At 72.5% G+C, this 17,451-nt stretch carries 15 protein-coding genes; 8 read left to right on the plus strand and 7 right to left on the minus strand.

The features are described from left to right. Positions 1-83: 83 nt before the first annotated feature. Genes KBO27_RS08790 through KBO27_RS08820 form a run of 7 tightly spaced genes read right to left on the minus strand, consistent with a single transcriptional unit; the run spans position 84 to position 9,595 of the window. Positions 84-770, minus strand: a complete 687-nt coding sequence (locus KBO27_RS08790; protein ID WP_210969477.1) for a sirohydrochlorin chelatase — start codon at positions 768-770, stop codon at positions 84-86. Then, complete coding sequence (locus KBO27_RS08795) at positions 752-1,891, minus strand: uroporphyrinogen-III synthase (protein ID WP_210969478.1); 1,140 nt, start codon at positions 1,889-1,891, stop codon at positions 752-754. Before KBO27_RS08795 ends, KBO27_RS08790 begins: the two co-directional genes overlap by 19 nt. Further along, on the minus strand, positions 1,888-2,211 hold the full coding sequence (gene nirD / locus KBO27_RS08800; RefSeq protein WP_132674242.1) for a nitrite reductase small subunit NirD: 324 nt from the start codon (positions 2,209-2,211) through the stop codon (positions 1,888-1,890). Before nirD ends, KBO27_RS08795 begins: the two co-directional genes overlap by 4 nt. After that, positions 2,208-4,727 carry a nitrite reductase large subunit NirB gene (nirB, locus tag KBO27_RS08805; protein WP_210969479.1) on the minus strand — a complete coding sequence of 840 codons (2,520 nt, stop codon included), beginning with the start codon at positions 4,725-4,727 and terminating at the stop codon, positions 2,208-2,210. The genes nirD and nirB overlap by 4 nt, the downstream gene beginning before the upstream one ends. After that, on the minus strand, positions 4,724-6,139 hold the full coding sequence (locus KBO27_RS08810; protein WP_210969480.1) for an FAD-dependent oxidoreductase: 1,416 nt from the start codon (positions 6,137-6,139) through the stop codon (positions 4,724-4,726). The genes nirB and KBO27_RS08810 overlap by 4 nt, the downstream gene beginning before the upstream one ends. Continuing rightward, positions 6,136-8,208, minus strand: a complete 2,073-nt coding sequence (locus KBO27_RS08815; protein ID WP_372448832.1) for a molybdopterin oxidoreductase family protein — start codon at positions 8,206-8,208, stop codon at positions 6,136-6,138. The genes KBO27_RS08810 and KBO27_RS08815 overlap by 4 nt, the downstream gene beginning before the upstream one ends. Beyond that, entirely contained in the window at positions 8,201-9,595 is a 1,395-nt protein-coding gene (locus KBO27_RS08820; protein ID WP_210969481.1) for a nitrate/nitrite transporter, read from the minus strand. The genes KBO27_RS08815 and KBO27_RS08820 overlap by 8 nt, the downstream gene beginning before the upstream one ends. Positions 9,596-9,781: 186 nt before the next feature. Between KBO27_RS08820 and KBO27_RS08825 the strand changes: the two genes are divergently transcribed. From KBO27_RS08825 to KBO27_RS08860, 8 genes are all read left to right on the plus strand, one after another. Then, entirely contained in the window at positions 9,782-10,624 is an 843-nt protein-coding gene (locus tag KBO27_RS08825; protein ID WP_372448833.1) for an SIR2 family NAD-dependent protein deacylase, read from the plus strand. Between the two features lie 137 nt (positions 10,625-10,761). Beyond that, positions 10,762-12,081, plus strand: a complete 1,320-nt coding sequence (locus tag KBO27_RS08830) for an NlpC/P60 family protein (protein WP_372448834.1) — start codon at positions 10,762-10,764, stop codon at positions 12,079-12,081. A 45-nt stretch (positions 12,082-12,126) separates the two neighbouring features. Beyond that, entirely contained in the window at positions 12,127-12,699 is a 573-nt protein-coding gene (gene mobA, locus KBO27_RS08835) for a molybdenum cofactor guanylyltransferase (protein ID WP_210969483.1), read from the plus strand. 262 nt (positions 12,700-12,961) lie between these two features. Continuing rightward, positions 12,962-14,098: an AAA family ATPase gene (locus KBO27_RS08840; RefSeq protein WP_210969484.1), complete on the plus strand. Its 1,137-nt coding sequence runs from the start codon at positions 12,962-12,964 to the stop codon at positions 14,096-14,098. Positions 14,099-14,181: 83 nt separating this feature from the next. Beyond that, complete coding sequence (locus KBO27_RS08845; protein WP_132679814.1) at positions 14,182-15,066, plus strand: DUF58 domain-containing protein; 885 nt, start codon at positions 14,182-14,184, stop codon at positions 15,064-15,066. A gap of 2 nt (positions 15,067-15,068) precedes the next feature. Further along, complete coding sequence (locus KBO27_RS08850) at positions 15,069-16,049, plus strand: VWA domain-containing protein (protein ID WP_207918659.1); 981 nt, start codon at positions 15,069-15,071, stop codon at positions 16,047-16,049. A gap of 23 nt (positions 16,050-16,072) precedes the next feature. Further along, a complete protein-coding gene (locus tag KBO27_RS08855; RefSeq protein WP_210969485.1) occupies positions 16,073-16,663 on the plus strand; it encodes a class I SAM-dependent methyltransferase in 591 nt (196 codons plus the stop codon). Between the two features lie 35 nt (positions 16,664-16,698). Beyond that, positions 16,699-17,421, plus strand: coding sequence for an MgtC/SapB family protein (locus KBO27_RS08860; RefSeq protein WP_210969486.1), 723 nt, complete (start codon positions 16,699-16,701; stop codon positions 17,419-17,421). The last annotated feature ends 30 nt before the right edge of the window (positions 17,422-17,451 follow it).

Here is a 17,451-nt window from a genome sequence, read left to right on the forward strand (position 1 = left end):
AGCGGAAGCGACAACCCACCAATACTACGACGAACGGAGCATGGACGTCGGATGAACGGACTACCCGGAGCCGTCTCGGGTGATCAGGCCGCGAAGGCGTCGCCGCGCACGGCGGAACGGTAGCGCTGGGCGACGAGGTCGATCACCGCCGGGTGGACACCGATCGGGTCGGCGACCCCGGCGACCGGGAGTTCGGCGAGGCGGCGGTGGAACAGCCCCGGTGCCAGCAGGTAGGGCGCGACGAAATCGCCCGGGCCGCAGACCGCTTCGGTCGCCGGGCTCGCCGTGGTGATGTAGCTGGGCGTGAGCCACTGCCCGCAGCGTCGGCCCAGCAGCCGCGCGGCGGTGCGCACGTCCGACAGCGCGCGCTCGTCGGAGGAACCCGCAGCCGAGAACAGCACCCGATCGCCCGGTCGCCACCCGGTCGCGCGCAGCCGGTCCAGCAGCGCTTCGGTGATCTCCGGTGCCGGGCCCAGCGGCTCGGTGATCGTCACGTCCTCGCGACCGGTGGCCTCGATCTGCTCGGGCAGGTCGACGCGCACGTGGTACCCGGCGGCCAGGAACGCGGGCAGCGCCACGACCGGGCCGGGGACGGACGCCAGCGCTTCGGCCACGGTCGGGCCGATCACGTCGACGTAGCCGACGCGCACGGGCACGTCCAGGCGCGCCGAGGTGACCTCGGCCAGCTGCTCGACCACCCGCGGACCTCCGGGGTCGCGGGTTCCGTGGGCGACCAGCAGCAACGGTGGGTTCACAGGGGATCGGCGCATCGCGGGGAATCCCTCATCGGTTCCAGCGGAAGTCGGTATCCGCGCTTGATCACGGTCTGCACCAGCTGCGGCGCGCCCAGCGCCGAGCGCAGCCGGGCCACGGCCTGCTCGACCGCGTGCTCGTCGGCGGAACCTCCGGAGCAGTGCAGCGCCTCGGCCAGCGCGCGCCGCGAGACCACCCGGCCCGGTCGTTCGGCCAACGCCCGCAGCAGCGTCGTGCCCTGCGGGGACAGCTGTTTGACCTCGCCGTCGAGGAGGGCGGCGTGCCCGCGCAGCTGGAGGTCGTGCCCGGCCACCGGCAGCGTCGGCGAGCGCCTCGGCAGCGCCTCGCACAGCGCGCGCACGAGCGCCCCGATGCGAAATCGCTCCGGGATCACCGCCGCCACGCCGTGATCGGCCAGCGGCGCGTGCGTCACCGGACCCACGCAGGCCGCCAGCACCGGTCCGCGCAGCGCGGTCAGCAGCTCGTCGTGGCAGCCGCGCTCAGCGGACAGCGACAGCAGGCTCGCCGCCGCGGGGGCGCTGGTGAAGGTCACCGCGTCGATCTGCCGCGCGCACACCGCTGACAGCAGGTTCTCCAGCGCGGTGATGTCGGCCGGCGCCGTCCACCGGTACACCGGGACCTCGATGACCTTCGCCCCGGCGCACTCCAGCGCCTCGACGAAGTCGGGCAACGGCTGGCCGTGCAGCTGCACCGCGATCCGCGAGCCCTCCAGCGATCCGCCGAGCAGGTGCTCCAGCAGTTCCGCCGAGGACTCCGAGTCCGGTGACCACGGGTCGGGCAGCCCGGCCGCCCGCACCGCGCCACGTGCCTTCGGGCCGCGGGCCAGCAGCCGCGCCGGGGTCAGCGCCGCCAGCAGCTCGGTGCCCACGCCCCAGCCGTCGGCGGCTTCCACCCAGCCTCGGAACCCGATGCCGGTGGTGGCGACCACGGCATCGGGCGGTTGCGCGATGCAGGCGTCGGTGACCCGCCGCAGTTCGGTGTCGTCGGACAGCGGGAGGATCCGCAGCGCCGGGCCGTGCACGACCCGGGCGCCACGTCGTTCGAGCAGGGTGCCGAGCTCCTCCGCCCGCCTGGCCGCGGTGACGGCGACGGTGTACCCGGTGAGTTCTTCGCTCAAGGGAGCGCGACCTCCACGAACGCCTCGCGCCGCCGCACCGGGAACACCGGCAGCCGCGTGCCGGGATCGTCCAGGCACTGCCCGGTGCGCAGCGAGAACACCTGCTTGAGCATCGGCGAGGCCACGGTGGGCTCGCCCGCCCGGTCACCGACGATGCCGCGGCTGATCACCCCGGCCCCGCAGTACGGGTCGACGTTGCCCACCGCGAACAGCTGGTCGTCGTGGGTGCGGAACACCGCCACCGGGTGATCGCCGACGAGCACCGGGACGCCGTACTCGGGCAGCAGCAGGTCGATGTCGCAGATCTGGTGCCAGTTCACGAGCGCACCTCCTGGGTGTGGGATCCGATGGCGGGCATCGGCAGGACGACCGGGCCCGGCCGGACCTGACCGCGCTCGGAGATGAAGCGGATGGTGGGGTCCGGGGCGCCCGGAGCGTTGACGAAGGACACGAACCGGGAGAGCTTGCCCGGGTCGGCGAGCACCCCCGCCCACTCGTCGGAGTAGGTGTCGACGTGGCGCTGCATCGCGGATTCCAGCTCGTCGGCGATGCCGAGGGAGTCCTCGACGATGACCTCCTTGAGGTGCTCCAGGCCGCCGTCGAGCGATTCCAGCCACGCCGAGGTGCGCTGCAACCGATCGGCGGTGCGCACGTAGAACATCAAGAACCGGTCGATGAGCTGGATCAACCGCTCGTCGTCGAGGTCGGCGGCCAGCAGTTCGGCGTGGCGCGGGGTGAACCCGCCGTTGCCGCCGACGTAGAGGTTCCAGCCCTTGTCGGTGGCGATGACGCCGAAGTCCTTGCCGCGCGCCTCGGCGCACTCGCGGGCGCAGCCCGACACCGCCGACTTGAGCTTGTGCGGTGAGCGCAGGCCCCGGTAGCGCAGCTCCAACCGGATCGCCATGCTCACCGAGTCCTGCACGCCGTAGCGGCACCAGTCGTTGCCGACGCAGGACTTCACCGTCCGCAGCGCCTTGCCGTAGGCGTGCCCGGACTCGAAACCCGCGTCCACCAGCCGCTTCCAGACCTCCGGCAACTGCTCCACCCGCGCGCCGAACAGGTCGATGCGCTGGCCACCGGTGATCTTGGTGTAGAGCCCGAACTCCTTGGCCACCTCGCCGAGCACGATGAGCTTGTCCGGGGTGATCTCCCCGCCGGGGATGCGCGGCACCACCGAGTAGGTGCCGTTGCGCTGGATGTTGGCCAGGAACCGGTCGTTGGTGTCCTGCAGCGCGGCCTGCTCGCCTTCGAGGATGTGACCGTTGCCGAGACTGGCCAGGATCGAGGCGACCGCGGGCTTGCAGATGTCGCAACCGCGCCCGGACCCGTGCTTGGTGATCAGCTCGGAGAACGAGCCGATGCCGGTGGCCTGCGCGATCTCGAACAGCTCCGCCCGCGACTGGCCGAAGTGCTCGCACAGCGCCTTGGAGGTCGCCACGCCGCACTCGCCCAGCAGCGTCTTGAGCATCGGCACGCACGACCCGCAGCTGGTGCCGGCCTTGGTGCAGGACTTGACCTCGCCGACGTCGGTGAGCCCGTGCTCGGCGATGGCGCAGGTGATCTGCCCCTTGGTGACGTTGTTGCAGGAGCACACCGTCGCGTCGTCGGGCAGCGCGCCGGAGTCCACACCGGACCCGGCGGGCAGCAGCAGCTGCTCGGGCGGTGCGGGCAGTTCGCGGTCCACCAGCGGTCGCAGCACCGCGTAGGCGCCGGCGTCACCGACCAGCACACCGCCCAGCAGCACGCGGGCGTCGTCGGAGAGCACCAGCTTGGCGTAGGTACCGGCCGCGTTGTTGGCGTAGACGACCTCCAGCGCGCCCTCGGTGGTGCCGTGGGCGTCACCGAAGCTGGCCACGTCGACGCCGAGGAGCTTGAGCTTCGTCGACATGTCGGCACCGGGGAAGGTCCCCTCGCCCAGCTCCAGGAGCTGTTCGGCGACGCCCTCGGCCATGGCGTAGCCAGGCGCGACCAGGCCGTAGCAGCGACCGCCGACCGCCGCGCACTCACCGATGGCCCACACCCCGTCGACGGTGGTGCGGCACGCGTCGTCGACCAGGAAACCGCCGCGCTCACCGCGCGCGGCACCGGCGATCTCGGCGAGCTCGTCGCGGGGCCGCACCCCTGCGGAGAACACCACCAGGTCGGTGTCGATGACGGTGCCGTCGGCGAGCGTGACGCCGGTGACGTGCTCCTCGCCGTCGATCGACGCGGTGGCGGCTCCGGTGTGGACGGTCAGGCCCAGCTCCTCGACGAGACCGCGCAGCACCTGCCCGCCGCCCTCGTCGACCTGCAGCGGCATCAGCCTCGGGGCCATCTCCACGACGTGCGGGCGCATTCCCAGCAGCCGCAACGCGTTCGCGGCTTCCAGACCCAGCAGACCGCCGCCGATGACCACGCCGTCGCGGCCCTCGGTGGCCGCCTCGCGGATGGCGTCCAGGTCTTCGAGGGTGCGGTAGACGAACGTGCCGGGAAGTTCGTGACCGGGCACCGGCGGCACGAACGGCTTCGACCCGGTCGCCAGCACCAGCGCGTCGTAGGTCAGCGACTCGCCGTCGGCGAGCGTCACCGCGCGGGCGCCGGTGTCCACCCCGGTCACCGCGGTGTTCAGCCGCAGTTCGACCATCGGGTCGTCGACGACGTCCTGGCCGGTCAGGCTGAGGTCCTCGGCGCTCTTGCCGTCCAGGTAGGACGACAGCGCCACCCGGTCGTAGGCGGGGCGGGGCTCCTCGCCGAGCACGACGATCCGCCAGGTGTCGGCCTCATCGCGTTCGCGGAGCGTGTCAACGAGCCGGTGGCCGACCATCCCGTGGCCGACGACGACGAGCGTGCGGGTCATGCCGCGTCCTCCCTCTCTGTTTCGATGCGATCCGCCAACGAGCTGCACAGCCGGCCGACGTCGTCGACGCAGCCACCGCACCCGGTGGTCGCCCGCGTTGCCCTGGCCAGGTCGGCGACCGAGCGGGCGCCGGCGTGCCAGGCGCTGATCAGGGACTTCTTGGTGACGTTGTTGCAGCGGCACAGCACCGCGTCCTCGGGCAGCTCCACCGGTGCGCCGGGCACCGCGGGCGGGGTGCCCAGCAGCAGTGACAGCCGGTCGGCCGGCATCGGCAGGTCGCGGTCGTGCAGCTGGCCGATCGCGGCGATCGCGGCCGGGAAGCCCAGCAGGACCGCGCCGGAGATCCGCCCGGAGTGCAGCGCGAGCTTGGCGTAGCGGCCGCGCGCGGGGTCCGAGAGCGTGACGATCTCGGCGTCGCCGGAGCTCAAGGCGCGCACCGATCCGACCGAGGCCAGGTCGATGCCGCGAGCCTTCAGCCGCGACACCACCGGCGTGCCGCCGTAGGTGGCCTCGCGCCCGGTCAGGTGCGCGGCCAGCACCTCGGCCTGCTCCCACGCCGAGGCCATCAGACCGGGTGTGGTGCCGCGGTGCTCGGCGCAGTCGCCGATGGCGTGCACGTGCGGGTCGCTGGTGCGCAGCCGGTCGTCGACGACCACGCCGCGGTTGACCGACACCCCGGCGCGCTGCGCGAGCGCCACCTCCGGCCACACCCCGGTGCAGGCCACGACCAGTTCTGCGGGCGCCTCGGAACCGTCACCGAGCAGCAGCGTCCCGGATCGGTAGGACGCGGCCTTCACGCCGGTCCGGACGTCGATGCCCAGCGCGCGCAGCCGTTCGGCCAGCATCCGGCCACCGGCCTCGTCGAGCCGGCGGTCCATCAGGTGCGGCTCGCGGTGCACCAGCGTCACCTGACGGCCGCGGGCCAGCAGCGCCCGCGCGGTCTCGACCCCGAGCGCCCCGCCGCCGAGCACCGCGACCGGGCCCGCCGAGGCCTCCAGACGAGCGCAGTCGGCGAGGGTGCGCAGCGCGGTGAGCCGGTCGGCGTCCAATCCGAGGATCTCGGGCACCAGCGGTCGGGAACCGGTGGCCAGCACCAGCGCGTCGTAGCCGAACTCGCGGCCGTCGGCGGTGCGCACCGACCGCTGCGCGCGATCCACGTCGGTCACCGCGGCACCCTGGTGCACCTCGGCGTCGAGATCCGGCAGGGTCACCGCGGCTGCCGGCAGCGAACCGTCGAGGACCGAGCCGAGCAGCACCCGGTGGTAAGCGCCGCGCTCCTCGGCACCGAGCACGGTGATCGGGCCGTCGTGGCCCAGCGCGCGCAGCCGCTCGACCAGCCGGTGGGAGGCTGGGCCGTTGCCGACCACGACCACCCGCCCGGCGACGCGGTTGAGGGGCGGTGCGGTGCTCATGGCGCCACCTCCCGGTGGGGTTCGATGCGCACCGCGCTGACCTTGAACTCCGGCATCCGGCTGCGCGGGTCCAGCGCGTCGCCGGTGAGCAGGTTGGCGCGCCCGTCGCCGGGGAAGTGGAACGGCAGGAACACCGTGTCGGTGCGCATCGTCGGCACCAGCCGCACCGCGGCGATCGTGCTGCCGCGCGAGGAGGAGACCCGGGCCAGCGCGCCTTCGGCGAGCCCGGCGCGAGCGGCGGTGTCGGGGTGGACCTCGACGAACACCTCGGGAGCGGCGTCGTTGAGCTCGGCGACGCGGCGCGTCTGCGCACCGGACTGGTACTGCGCCAGCACCCGCCCGGTGGTGGCGGTCAGCGGGAACTCCTCCGCCGGGACGTCCCCGGCGTCGCGGTGCTCGACCGCCGCGAACCTCGCCCGCCCGTCGGCGTGGGCGAACCCGTCGAGGAACAGCCGCGGCGTGCCGGGGTGCTCGCCGTCCGGGCACGGCCAGTGCAGCGCCTCACCGGCGTCGAGGCGCTGGTAGCTGATGCCGGAGTAGTCGGCCTTGCCACCGGCCGAAGCGCGGCGCAGCTCGTCGAAGACCTCGCGCGCGGTGGTGGGGTAGCGGTGGCCGGGCTCGCCCAGCCGGGTCGCGAGGCCGTGCAGCACCTCCAGGTCGCTGCGCGCGTGACCCGGTGGCACCTGCAACCGGCGGCGCCGCAGGACGCGGCCCTCCAGGTTGGTCATGGTGCCCTCCTCCTCGGCCCACTGGGTCACCGGCAGCACCACGTCGGCCAGCTCGACGGTCTCGGAGGGGACGAAATCGGCCACCACCAGAAGGTCCAGGGACGTCAACCGGGACACGACGTGCTCGGCGCGCGGTGCCGACACGGCCGGGTTGGAGCCGAAGACCAGCAGCGCGCGCGGGCCGTCCGAGGTGCCCAGCGCGTCGAGCAGCTCGTAGGCCGAGCGGCCCGGACCGGGCAGCACCTCCGGCAGCACGCCCCAGACCTCGGCGACGTGCTCGCGCGCGGCCTGATCGGTGATCATCCGGTAGCCGGGCAGCTGGTCGGCCTTCTGCCCGTGCTCCCGGCCGCCCTGCCCGTTGCCCTGGCCGGTCAGGCATCCGTAGCCGGCACCCGCCCGCCCCGGAAGTCCCAGTGCCAGCGCGAGGTTGATGAACCCGGCAACGGTGTCCGCGCCCTTGCTGTGCTGTTCGGCGCCGCGACCGGTGAGCACGTAGGCGCTGCCCGCCTCGGCGAGCATCCGCACCGCCCGGCGCTGCTCGGACACCGGGACTCCGGTGACGCGCTCGACCCGCTCCGGCCACCAGGACATCGCGCGCTGCCAGGCGGCGTCGAAGTCCTGGGTGCGCTCGCGGATGAACGCGGTGTCGCTGAAGCCGTCGGTCACGGCGATGTGCACCAGTCCCAGCGCCAGCGCGAGATCCGTGCCCGGCAGCGGCTGCAGGTGCAGCGCCGCCTGCTCGGCCGTGGCCGTCCTGCGCGGATCGATGACGATCAGATCCGGCGAGCGCAGGTGCTGCATCAGCGGCGGCATCGTCTCCGCCGGGTTCGCCCCGGCCAGCAGCACGACGTCCGCGCCACCGAGATCGGTGACCGGAAACGGCAGCCCCCGGTCCAGCCCGAACGCCGCCGTCCCCGCCGCCGCGGCCGAGGACATGCAGAACCGGCCGTTGTAGTCGATCTGGCTCGTGCCCAGCGCCAGCCGCGCGAACTTGCCCAGCAGGTAGGCCTTCTCGTTGGTCAGCCCGCCGCCGCCGAACACCCCGACCGCGTCCGGACCGGACTCGGCCCGGATGGCGTGGAGGCGCGCGGCGATGGTGTCCAGCGCGGTCTCCCAGGACACCGGGACCAGCTCGCCGTCGCGGCGCAGCAGCGGGTGGCGCAGCCGGTCGGCGACGTCCAGCAGCGCCGGAGCCGTCCACCCCTTCTGGCACAGCCCGCCGCGGTTGACCGGGAAGTCCGTGGGCCGGACCGACACCCCGCGCCGCTCGCGCGTGAGCCGGGTGCCGCACTGCAGAGCGCAGTACGGGCAGTGGGTGGCCACGGTGCGCACCTCAGGCACGGCCGGCCTCCGCAGTCCGCTTCTCCGGCGTCCGCACCGGGGACTGCCCGGGCTTGAGCGAACCCCGCAGGTACACCGCCCAGGTCACCAGGACGCACACCACGTAGTAGGCGAGGAACACCGCCAGCGCGGCGTCACCGCTGGCCGTGGCGCCGCCGTAGGAGGCGCGGAACGCCAGGTTGATGCCCACCCCGCCGAGCGCGCCGATCGCCCCCGCGATGCCGATCACCGCACCGGAGAGCCGCCGCGCCTTGGCGAAGGCGGCCACGGCCTCGCCGCCGGAGGTGACCTCGTCCTCGGCCTCGGCGGCGTAGACCGCCGGGATCATCTTGTAGGTCGAGCCGTTGCCGAGGCCGGTCAGCAGGAACAGCGCGATGAACGCCGTGACGTACAGCGCGAACGAGCCCTGCGCCGAGGCCACCAGCAGCACCGCGACCCCGACGGCCATCAGCACGAAGTTCCACGCCGTCACCCGCGCCCCGCCGATCCGGTCGGCCAGCCAGCCGCCCAGCGGCCGCGACAGCGAACCCATCAGCGGGCCCAGGAAGGTCCAGCTCGCCGCCTGCAGCGGGGTGAAGCCGAACTCGGTCTGCAGCACCAGCCCGAAGGCGAAGCTGTAGCCGATGAACGAGCCGAAGGTGCCCACGTACAGCGAGGAGATCCACCACGTGTGCCTGCTGCCGCACGCCTCCAGCAGCGCGCCCGGCTTGGCCTTGATGGCGTCGACGTTGTCCATGAACAGGGCCGCGCACACCGCCGACACCGCGATCAGCGGCAGGTAGATCGCCGCCACGTACGACGGGTGCGCGTTGCCCGCGAAGGCGATCACCAGCAGCCCGACCACCTGGATGGTGGCGACGCCGATGTTGCCGCCACCGGCGTTGAGCCCCAGCGCCCAGCCCTGCAACCGCTGCGGGAAGAAGATCGTGATGTTGGTCATCGACGAGGCGAAGTTGCCGCCGCCCACACCGGCCGCGGCACCGATGAGCAGGAACACCCACAGCGGAGTTCCCGGCTGCTGCACGAAGTGGAAGGCCAGTCCGGCGGGCACCAGCAGCGCCACCGAGCTGACGATCGTCCAGTTGCGACCGCCGAAGCGGGTCACCGCGGCCGCGTAGGGCAGCCGCAGCACCGCGCCCACCAGGTTCGGCGTGATCACCAGCAGGAACTTCTCGGAGGCGCTGAACGGCAGGCCGATGTCCGGGCCCATGAACAGCACCAGGACCGACCAGATGCTCCAGATGGAGAAGCCGATGTGCTCGGAGATGATCGAGAAGATCAGGTTCCGGCGCGCGACGTGCTTGCCGGTGGATTCCCAGAGGTCCTCGTTCTCGGGGTCCCAGCCCTCGATCCAGCGGCCTCTCGGGGCCCGTGCGTTCGTGGTCAACGCGGCTCCTCTCAACGGGTTGCTCCGAAGGTAGGAATCGGCTGTTTCCCCGGTGCTTGCCGCGCGTTACCGCCAGGAAAAACGGTCTTCACATGATCGCTGCGCCCCCGGTCAGAACGGCCGTGACCGGCAACACACGGCAGCCCGGTGCTCCGCGGGCGACTACGCCCGTGGCACCTTGTGGAGGTGACGGAACGAGCCTCGGAGGCCGACGACAGCGCGACCTGGCAGCGCGCTCGCGAACTGTTCGGCGCCGCCCGGCGCATCACCGCGCTCACCGGCGCGGGCGTGTCCACCGCCTCCGGCATTCCCGATTTCCGGGGCCCGGACGGGGTCTGGACCCGCAACCCGCAGGCCGCCCGGCTCAGCGACATCGACAGCTACCTCGCCGACGAGGACGTCCGCGCGCAGGCGTGGCGCGCCCGCGCCGAGAACCCCGCCTGGCACGCCGAACCCAACACCGCGCACCGGGCCTTCGTCGACCTCGACGCCTCCGGGCGCCTGGGCGCGCTGCTGACCCAGAACATCGACGAGCTGCACCAGCGCGCGGGTCTGGCCCGCGACCGGGTGCTGGAACTGCACGGCACCATGCGCCGCACGGTGTGCGTGCACTGCGGCGCCACGGGCGCCATGACCGACGCACTGCAGCGCCTCGCCGAGGGCGAGCGTGACCCGGACTGCCGCTCGTGCGGCGGAATCCTCAAGTCGGCGACGGTGTTCTTCGGCCAGGCGCTGGACGCCGACGTGCTGCGGGAGGCCAGGCGCGCGTCGCTGGACTGCGACCTGTTCGTCGCCGCCGGCACGTCGCTGACCGTCTACCCGGCGGCGGCCTTCGCGGAGCTCGCGGCCAAGGCCGGCGCGAAGCTGATCATCTGCAACGCCGAGCCCACCCCGTACGACGAGATCGCCGACGCGGTCCTGCGCGGCCCGCTCACCGAGGTGCTGCCCGGTCTCGCGGCGGCGCCGCTGATCGACTCCGCCGAGCCGCTGCGCACCTGGGGAGATCCCACCACGTGGGAACAGATGTGACACGAGTGGTTGACGTTGCAAGCGAAGCGCCCGTTTCGTGTGGTGCGCCTGGGGTAGGAGTGCCAAACTCCGGCTAATTGTGACTCCGTTCGGCCTAAGTTTCGGTACCGAACGGGTGCATCTGCTGGAGGTGACGGGTGTTGTCGACGACGAGAGGCGCACGCAGGATCGGCGTGCTGGTGCTGCTGTGCGCGGTCGGCCTGGCGCCTGCCGGCACCGGCGTGGCCGTCCCCCCGCCCCCGCCCAACCCCAGCGACGCCGAGCTCCAGGCGGGCAAGGCCGATGCCCAGCGCACGGCGGGCCAGGCCGGTGAACTGGCCAACCGACTCGCCGAGGCCGAGTCCCGGCTCGTCGGTCTGCAGTCGCAGGTCGAGGTCAAGATGGAGGACGCGAACAAGGCGCGCGTCGACCTCCAGCGCGCCGAGGCCGCCTACGGCCAGGCCCGCACCGCCGCCGACGCGGCGGCCGCCGAAGCGCGCTCGGCGGCAGGCCGGATCGAGGCGCAGCGCCACCGGCTCGACGAGTTCGCCGCCAGCAGCTACCGGCAGGGCAGCAAGCTGGGCTCGATCACCGCCTACGCCGGGGCCCGCGACCCGCAGGAGATGCTCGAACGGGCCTCGCTGCTCGACGCCATCAGCGACTCCCAGCTCGACGTCCTCGACGACCTCGAACGCGCCCGCATCGAGAAGGTCAACAAGGACTCCCTGACCCGTGCCGCCCTCGACGAGGCCGAGGCCAAGCGCCGTTCCGCCGACGAGGCGCGCGCCACCGCCGAAGCCGCGCAGCAGACGGCGATCCAGGCCCGCGCGCAGCAGGCCGCGCAGGCCCAGGGCCTGCAGGCCGACCGCGACTCGGTGCAGGCCGAGCTCGACGCCGCTCGCTCCCGCGTCACCGGGCTGCAGGCGCAGCGCGCCGACTACCAGGAGTGGCAGGAGGACAAGGCCCGCGAGGAGCAGGCCGCTGCCGAAGCCGCCGCTGCTGCCCAGCCGGCCGCCAACGACGACGACCAGGCGGGCAGCTCCGCACCGGCCGTCTCCGGCGACGTCGAAACGGTGGTCTCCCGGGCGCTGTCGCAGCTGGGGATGCCCTACGCGTGGGGCGGCGGCAACTCGCGCGGGCCGACGCGCGGCATCCGGGACGGGGGAGTGGCCGACTCCTACGGCGACTACGCCAAGACGGGCTTCGACTGCTCCGGGCTGATGATCTACGCCTTCGCCGGTGCGGGCGTCTCGCTGGATCACTACAGCGGGTACCAGGCCCAGTCGGGCAAGCGCGTCCCGCTGTCGCAGATGCGCCGCGGCGACATGCTGTTCTGGGACGACGGCGGCGCCATCCACCACGTGGCCCTCTACCTGGGCAACGGCAAGATGGTCGAAGCGCCGTACTCGGGTTCCCGGGTCCGCGTCACCTCGGTCCGCTACGGCGGCATCACGCCCTACGCGGTGCGAGTGCTCTGACGGCCCGGCTGGTCTTCGGACCGGCGGTGCTGCAAGCATTGCCGCGTGGCGGATTTCGCGGCGGTGGTGCTGGCCGGTGGGGGAGCGAGCCGGCTCGGCGGCGTGGACAAGGTGATGCTGCCGGTGGCCGGCCGGACGTTGCTGGACCGCACGCTCGACGCCGTGGCAGGCGCCGATCCCGTCGTGGTGGTGGGTCCCGAACGGCCCACGGCCACGCCCGTCCGCTGGACGGTCGAGGAACCTGCCGGGGGAGGACCTCTCGCGGCCGTGGAGGCCGGGCTGCGCCTGATCGACGACGCCGACGGGTTGGTCGCGGTCCTCGCCGCTGACCACCCGCACCTCACCCAGGACACGCTGGCCCGGTTGCGCGCCGCGCTGCGCGAGGATCCCGAGGCCGGGGGAGCGGTCCTGTCCGAGCCCGGCGGTCGCGCGCAGTGGCTCGTCGGCCTCTGGCGCCTGCGGTCCCTGCGCGAGGCGATGCCCGCGGAAACCCGGAACCGGCCGGTGCGAGCCATTCTCGCGCCGTTGGATCCACTTCGGATCGAGGCCACCACAGCTGAGGTATCCGATGTGGACACCCCGCACGACCTGCGCCGGGCTCGCACGCCGGAACGCTGATCCCTCTGGTGTCGCCGAAATCGGGGGAGCGCCGGACCGAAGCGTTAACAGCATCTATGACTTCAGTGTCAAGTGAAATCAATGCTCTTCGAGCAAGACCCAGAACCCGCAGAGACGATGAACGCGGCTCGGCTTCACAGCGGTCATACCGCCGATGGGGTTGAGTGGGCGTTCGATGCGCCCCCTCGTGCGCGAGGAGCGAGCGGCGTGCCAGGATCTTGATCGGCCCGAAACGGCCGCATCGACGAGGAGGCTGGGAGAAGTGACCGAGGCCGGCAACGGTGAGAGCGGGGGCGCCGGAGCGGCTGCGGCGCGTCCAGCGGGTCAGGCGGGTTCGTCGAGCACTCCCGCGCGCGACGCGCAGCTGCTCGAACGCACCGTCTTCGAAGTCAAGCGCGTGATCGTCGGCCAGGACCGCCTGGTCGAGCGGATGCTGACCGGCCTGCTGGCCAAGGGTCACATCCTGCTCGAAGGCGTGCCCGGTGTCGCCAAGACCCTCGCGGTGGAGACCTTCGCCCGCGTCGTCGGCGGCTCGTTCTCGCGGCTCCAGTTCACCCCCGACCTGGTGCCCGCCGACATCCTCGGCACCCGCATCTACCGGCAGGGCAGCGAGCGCTTCGACGTCGAGCTCGGCCCGGTGCTGGCCAACTTCGTGCTCGCCGACGAGATCAACCGCGCGCCCGCCAAGGTGCAGTCGGCGCTGCTGGAGGTCATGGCCGAGCGGCACGTGTCCATCGGCGGCGAGAGCTTCCCGATGCCCGCGCCGTTCCTGGTGCTGGCCACCCAGAACCCCATCGAGAACGAGGGCGTCTACCCGCTGCCCGAGGCGCAGCGCGACCGCTTCCTGTTCAAGCTCCCGGTCGAGTACCCGACCGCGGAGGAGGAGCGCGAGATCATCTACCGGATGGGCGTCACCCCGCCCGAGCCCAACGGGGTGCTCAACCCCGAGGAGCTGATCCGGCTGCAGAACGTCGCCGCTGGGGTGTTCGTGCACCACGCGCTGGTCGACTACGTGGTCCGGCTGGTGGTCGCCACCCGGATGCCCAACGACCACGGCCTGTCCGACATCGCGGGCTGGGTCTCCTACGGCGCCTCGCCGCGCGCCAGCCTCGGCATCATCGCCGCCGCGCGCGCCCTGGCGCTGGTGCGCGGTCGCGACTACGTGCTGCCGCAGGACGTGGTGGACGTCGTGCCGGACGTGCTGCGCCACCGGCTCGTGCTGTCCTACGACGCGCTGGCCGACGGCATCCCGGTGGAGCACATCGTCGGCCGGGTGCTGCAGACCGTGCCGCTGCCGCAGGTCTCGGCCCGCCCGCAAGGCGGTCAGCAGCAGGCCGCGCCGGTCGGTCCGGCCGTGCAGCCCGGTTACGGCCAGCCGCCGATGCCACCGCACCAGTGAGGGGAGGGGCAGACGTGGCGGCACCCGCGGACTCCGGCGGTGACCGCCCGGCCTGGGCGCCACCGGCCCTGGAGACCGGGCGGATGGAGGTCGCGCTGCGCGCTCTGGAGCTGAGCGTGCGCGGCCGGCTCGACGGTCTCCTGCAGGGCAATCACCTCGGTCTCGTGCCCGGTCCGGGCAGCGAGCCGGGGGAGGCCCGCGCTTACCAGCCCGGTGATGACGTGCGGCGGATGGACTGGGCTGTCACGGCTCGCATGGCCGAGCCGCACATCCGGCAGACCGTCGCCGACCGCGAGCTGGAGACGTGGGTGGCGATGGACCTCTCGCCGAGCCTGGACTTCGGCACGGCCGCCTGCGACAAGCGGGAGCTGGCCGTGGCGGCGCTGGCCGCCGTCATGTTCCTGACCAGCGGCGGCGGCAACCGCATCGGTGCGGTGGTGGACAACGGCACCGGGCAGCATCGGCTGCCGGCGCGCGGCGGTGCCGCGCACGCTCGGGCGCTGCTGAAGAAGGTCGCCGAGACCCCGCGCGCCCCGGAGGGCACCCGGGGAGATCTGTCCGGGCTCCTGGAGTCGTTGCGGCGGCCTCCGCGTCGCAGGGGACTGGCGGTGGTGGTCTCCGACTTCCTGGGGTCCACCGACTGGCAGCGCGCGCTGCGCGGGCTGGGCGCCCGGCACTCGCTGCTGGCCATCGAGGTGATCGATCCTCGCGACGTGGAGCTGCCGGACGTGGGCACGGTGCTGCTGTCGGACCCGGAGACGGGCAGGCGGCGCGAGGTGCACACGACGCCGGTGCTGCGCAAGGAGTTCGCCGCCGCGGCGGCCGCGCACCGCGAGGACGTGGCAAGGGTTCTGCGCAGGGCCGGGTGCGCTCACCTGGTGCTGCGCACCGATTCCGACTGGATCGCCGATGTCGTGCGGTTCGTGATGGCGCGCAAGCGCGGCTGGTCCGGCGGAGGAGCAGGGTGATGTTGAGTCTGACCGGGTTCACCGCGCCGTGGTGGTTCCTGCTGCTGTTCGTGGTCGCCGGCCTGGTCGCCGGTTACGTGTGGGCGATGCGGCGCAGGCAGCGGGATTCGCTGAAGTTCTCGAACCTGGAGGTGCTGGACCGGGTCGCCTCGGGCAGGCAGGGCTGGTGGAAGCACGTGCCGCCGGCGTTGCTGGGGGTGGCGCTGATCCTGCTGACGGTGGCGCTGTCGGGTCCGACGGCCGAGCAGCGGATTCCGCGCAACCGGGCGACGGTCATGCTGACCATCGACGTGTCGTTGTCGATGAAGGCCACCGACGTGGAGCCGAACCGGTTGGAGGCGGCGAAGGTCGCGGCCAAGGAGTTCGCCGACAAGCTCACGCCCGGCATCAACCTGGGCTTGGTGTCGTTCGCCGGGACGGCGACGGTGCTGGTCATGCCGACGACGGATCGTTCGAGCGTCAAGCAGGCGATCGACACCCTCAAGCTGGCCGAGGCGACCGCGACCGGTGACGGGATCAACGCGTCGATGCAGGCCATCGACTCGTTCGGGAAGATGGTCGGCGGTCCGGCGGGTGCTCCGCCCGCGCGGATCGTGCTGATGGCCGACGGTGGGCAGACGATTCCGCGCGAGATGGACGCGCCGCGCGGGGCGTACACGAAGGCCCTGGAGGCGAAGAAGGGCGGCGTTCCGATCTCCACGATCTCCTTCGGCACCAAGCACGGTTCGATCGAGATCGAGGGCGAGCAGGAGTGGGTCGAGGTCGACGACGACGCGATGCAGGAGATCGCGCGCCTGTCCGGCGGTGAGTTCCACAAGGCCGCCAGCGCGGAGCAGTTGCGCGAGGTCTACGAGACGCTGGGCGAGCAGATCGGCTACGAGACCAAGCACACAGACGCCAGCAAACCGTGGCTGGTGCTGGGTACTCTCTGCGCGATCATCGCGGCCGGGATCTCGTTGTTCGCCGGCCGGCGATTGCCGTAGCCGACGACAGGAGTCTCGTCCCCTTGAACACGGCAGCTCGTTTCTTGTGGGAGTTCGTCAAGTCGCCGACCACGACCGCCGCGGTGGGCCCGAGTTCGCGGGCGCTGGCCGAGCAGATGGTGGCGCCGATTCCGCTGACCGGGGATCCGGTGGTGGTGGAGCTGGGTCCGGGCACGGGTGCGTTCACCGAGGTGATCCAGCGCCGCCTGGGCGGGCGCGGCACGCACCTGGCGGTGGAGCTCAACGAGGGTTGGGCCGCTGATCTGGGGCACCGGTTCCCGGGTGTGGACTCGGTGTGCGGGAACGCCCGCAGCGTTCCGGGACTGCTGGCCGAGCGCGGACTGGCTCAGGCCGACGTGGTGGTCAGCGGGTTGCCGTGGGTGGCGCACGCGCCGGTCGACGGGGTTCCGCTGGTGGAGCTGCTGGCGTCGGTGATGGCTGCGGACGGGGTGTTCACGCAGTTCGCCTACACCTGGACGCGGTGGGCGCCGCCGGCGCGCAAGCAGCACGCGGACCTCAAGGCGACGTTCGAGGAGACGGTGGTCAGCCGCACGGTGTGGCGCAACCTGCCGCCCGCGGTGGTGTACCTGGCACGCAGGCCGCGTTCGTCGTAGCCGCGCGCCGCCGTGGGCGGTGTTACGTTGCTGGGATGCCTGCTGATGCCGTGGTGTCCGGGCTGGACGAATTACCGCTGCTGATCGAGCTGGGGACGGCGTTGCTGTTCTCCAGCCTGATCGGGCTGGAGCGGGAGATCCGGGCCAAGAGCGCCGGGATGCGCACGCACGCGCTGGTGGGTGTGGGCGCGGCGCTGTTCATGCTGGTGTCCAAGTACGCCTTCGGTGATCTGCTGGTGTTCGACCGGGTGTCGCTGGACCCGTCGCGGGTCGCGGCCCAGATCGTCTCGGGCATCGGGTTCATCGGCGGCGGGTTGATCTTCGTGCGCCGGGATGCCGTGCGCGGTCTGACCACGGCGGCCTCGGTGTGGTTGGTGGCCGCGGTGGGGATGGCTTGCGGTGGTGGGCTGGTGGTGCTGGCGGCGGCCACGACCGGTGTGCACTTCCTGGTGGCGATCGGCTTCCCGTACTTGCTGCGGGTGTTGCGCCCGGCGTTGCGGGAGCCGCAGGTGATGCGGGTGGGCTACCTGGACGGCTACGGGGTGCTGCGCAGCGTGCTGACGATGTGCACCAGCCGGGGTTGGGCGCTGCTGGACCTGCAGGTCGAGCGGGAGGATTCCGACGACGAGCAGCGCACGGCGGTGGTGGCGCTGCGGCTGCGCGGCAAGACGCCGGTGGCGGCGCTGGTGGAGGAGATCAGCGAGTTGCCGGGCGTGCTGCACGCGGCGGCCGGTGATTCGGCCGAGGGCGGGTTCTGAGGCGGTGCCGGGCCCGGTCGTGGGCCCGGC

The organism is Saccharopolyspora endophytica (assembly GCF_018070075.1).
Classification (GTDB): Bacteria; Actinomycetota; Actinomycetes; order Mycobacteriales; family Pseudonocardiaceae; genus Saccharopolyspora; species Saccharopolyspora endophytica.

What these genes read in the sequence shown, in the direction of transcription:
- nirB (WP_210969479.1), bottom strand. Translation starts at nt 4,727, where the DNA reads ATGACCCGCACGCTCGTCGTCGTCGGCCACGGGATGGTCGGCCACCGG.
- KBO27_RS08810 (WP_210969480.1), bottom strand. Translation starts at nt 6,139, where the DNA reads ATGAGCACCGCACCGCCCCTCAACCGCGTCGCCGGGCGGGTGGTCGTG.
- KBO27_RS08790 (WP_210969477.1), bottom strand. Translation starts at nt 770, where the DNA reads ATGCGCCGATCCCCTGTGAACCCACCGTTGCTGCTGGTCGCCCACGGA.
- KBO27_RS08845 (WP_132679814.1), top strand. Translation starts at nt 14,182, where the DNA reads ATGGAGGTCGCGCTGCGCGCTCTGGAGCTGAGCGTGCGCGGCCGGCTC.
- KBO27_RS08860 (WP_210969486.1), top strand. Translation starts at nt 16,699, where the DNA reads ATGCCTGCTGATGCCGTGGTGTCCGGGCTGGACGAATTACCGCTGCTG.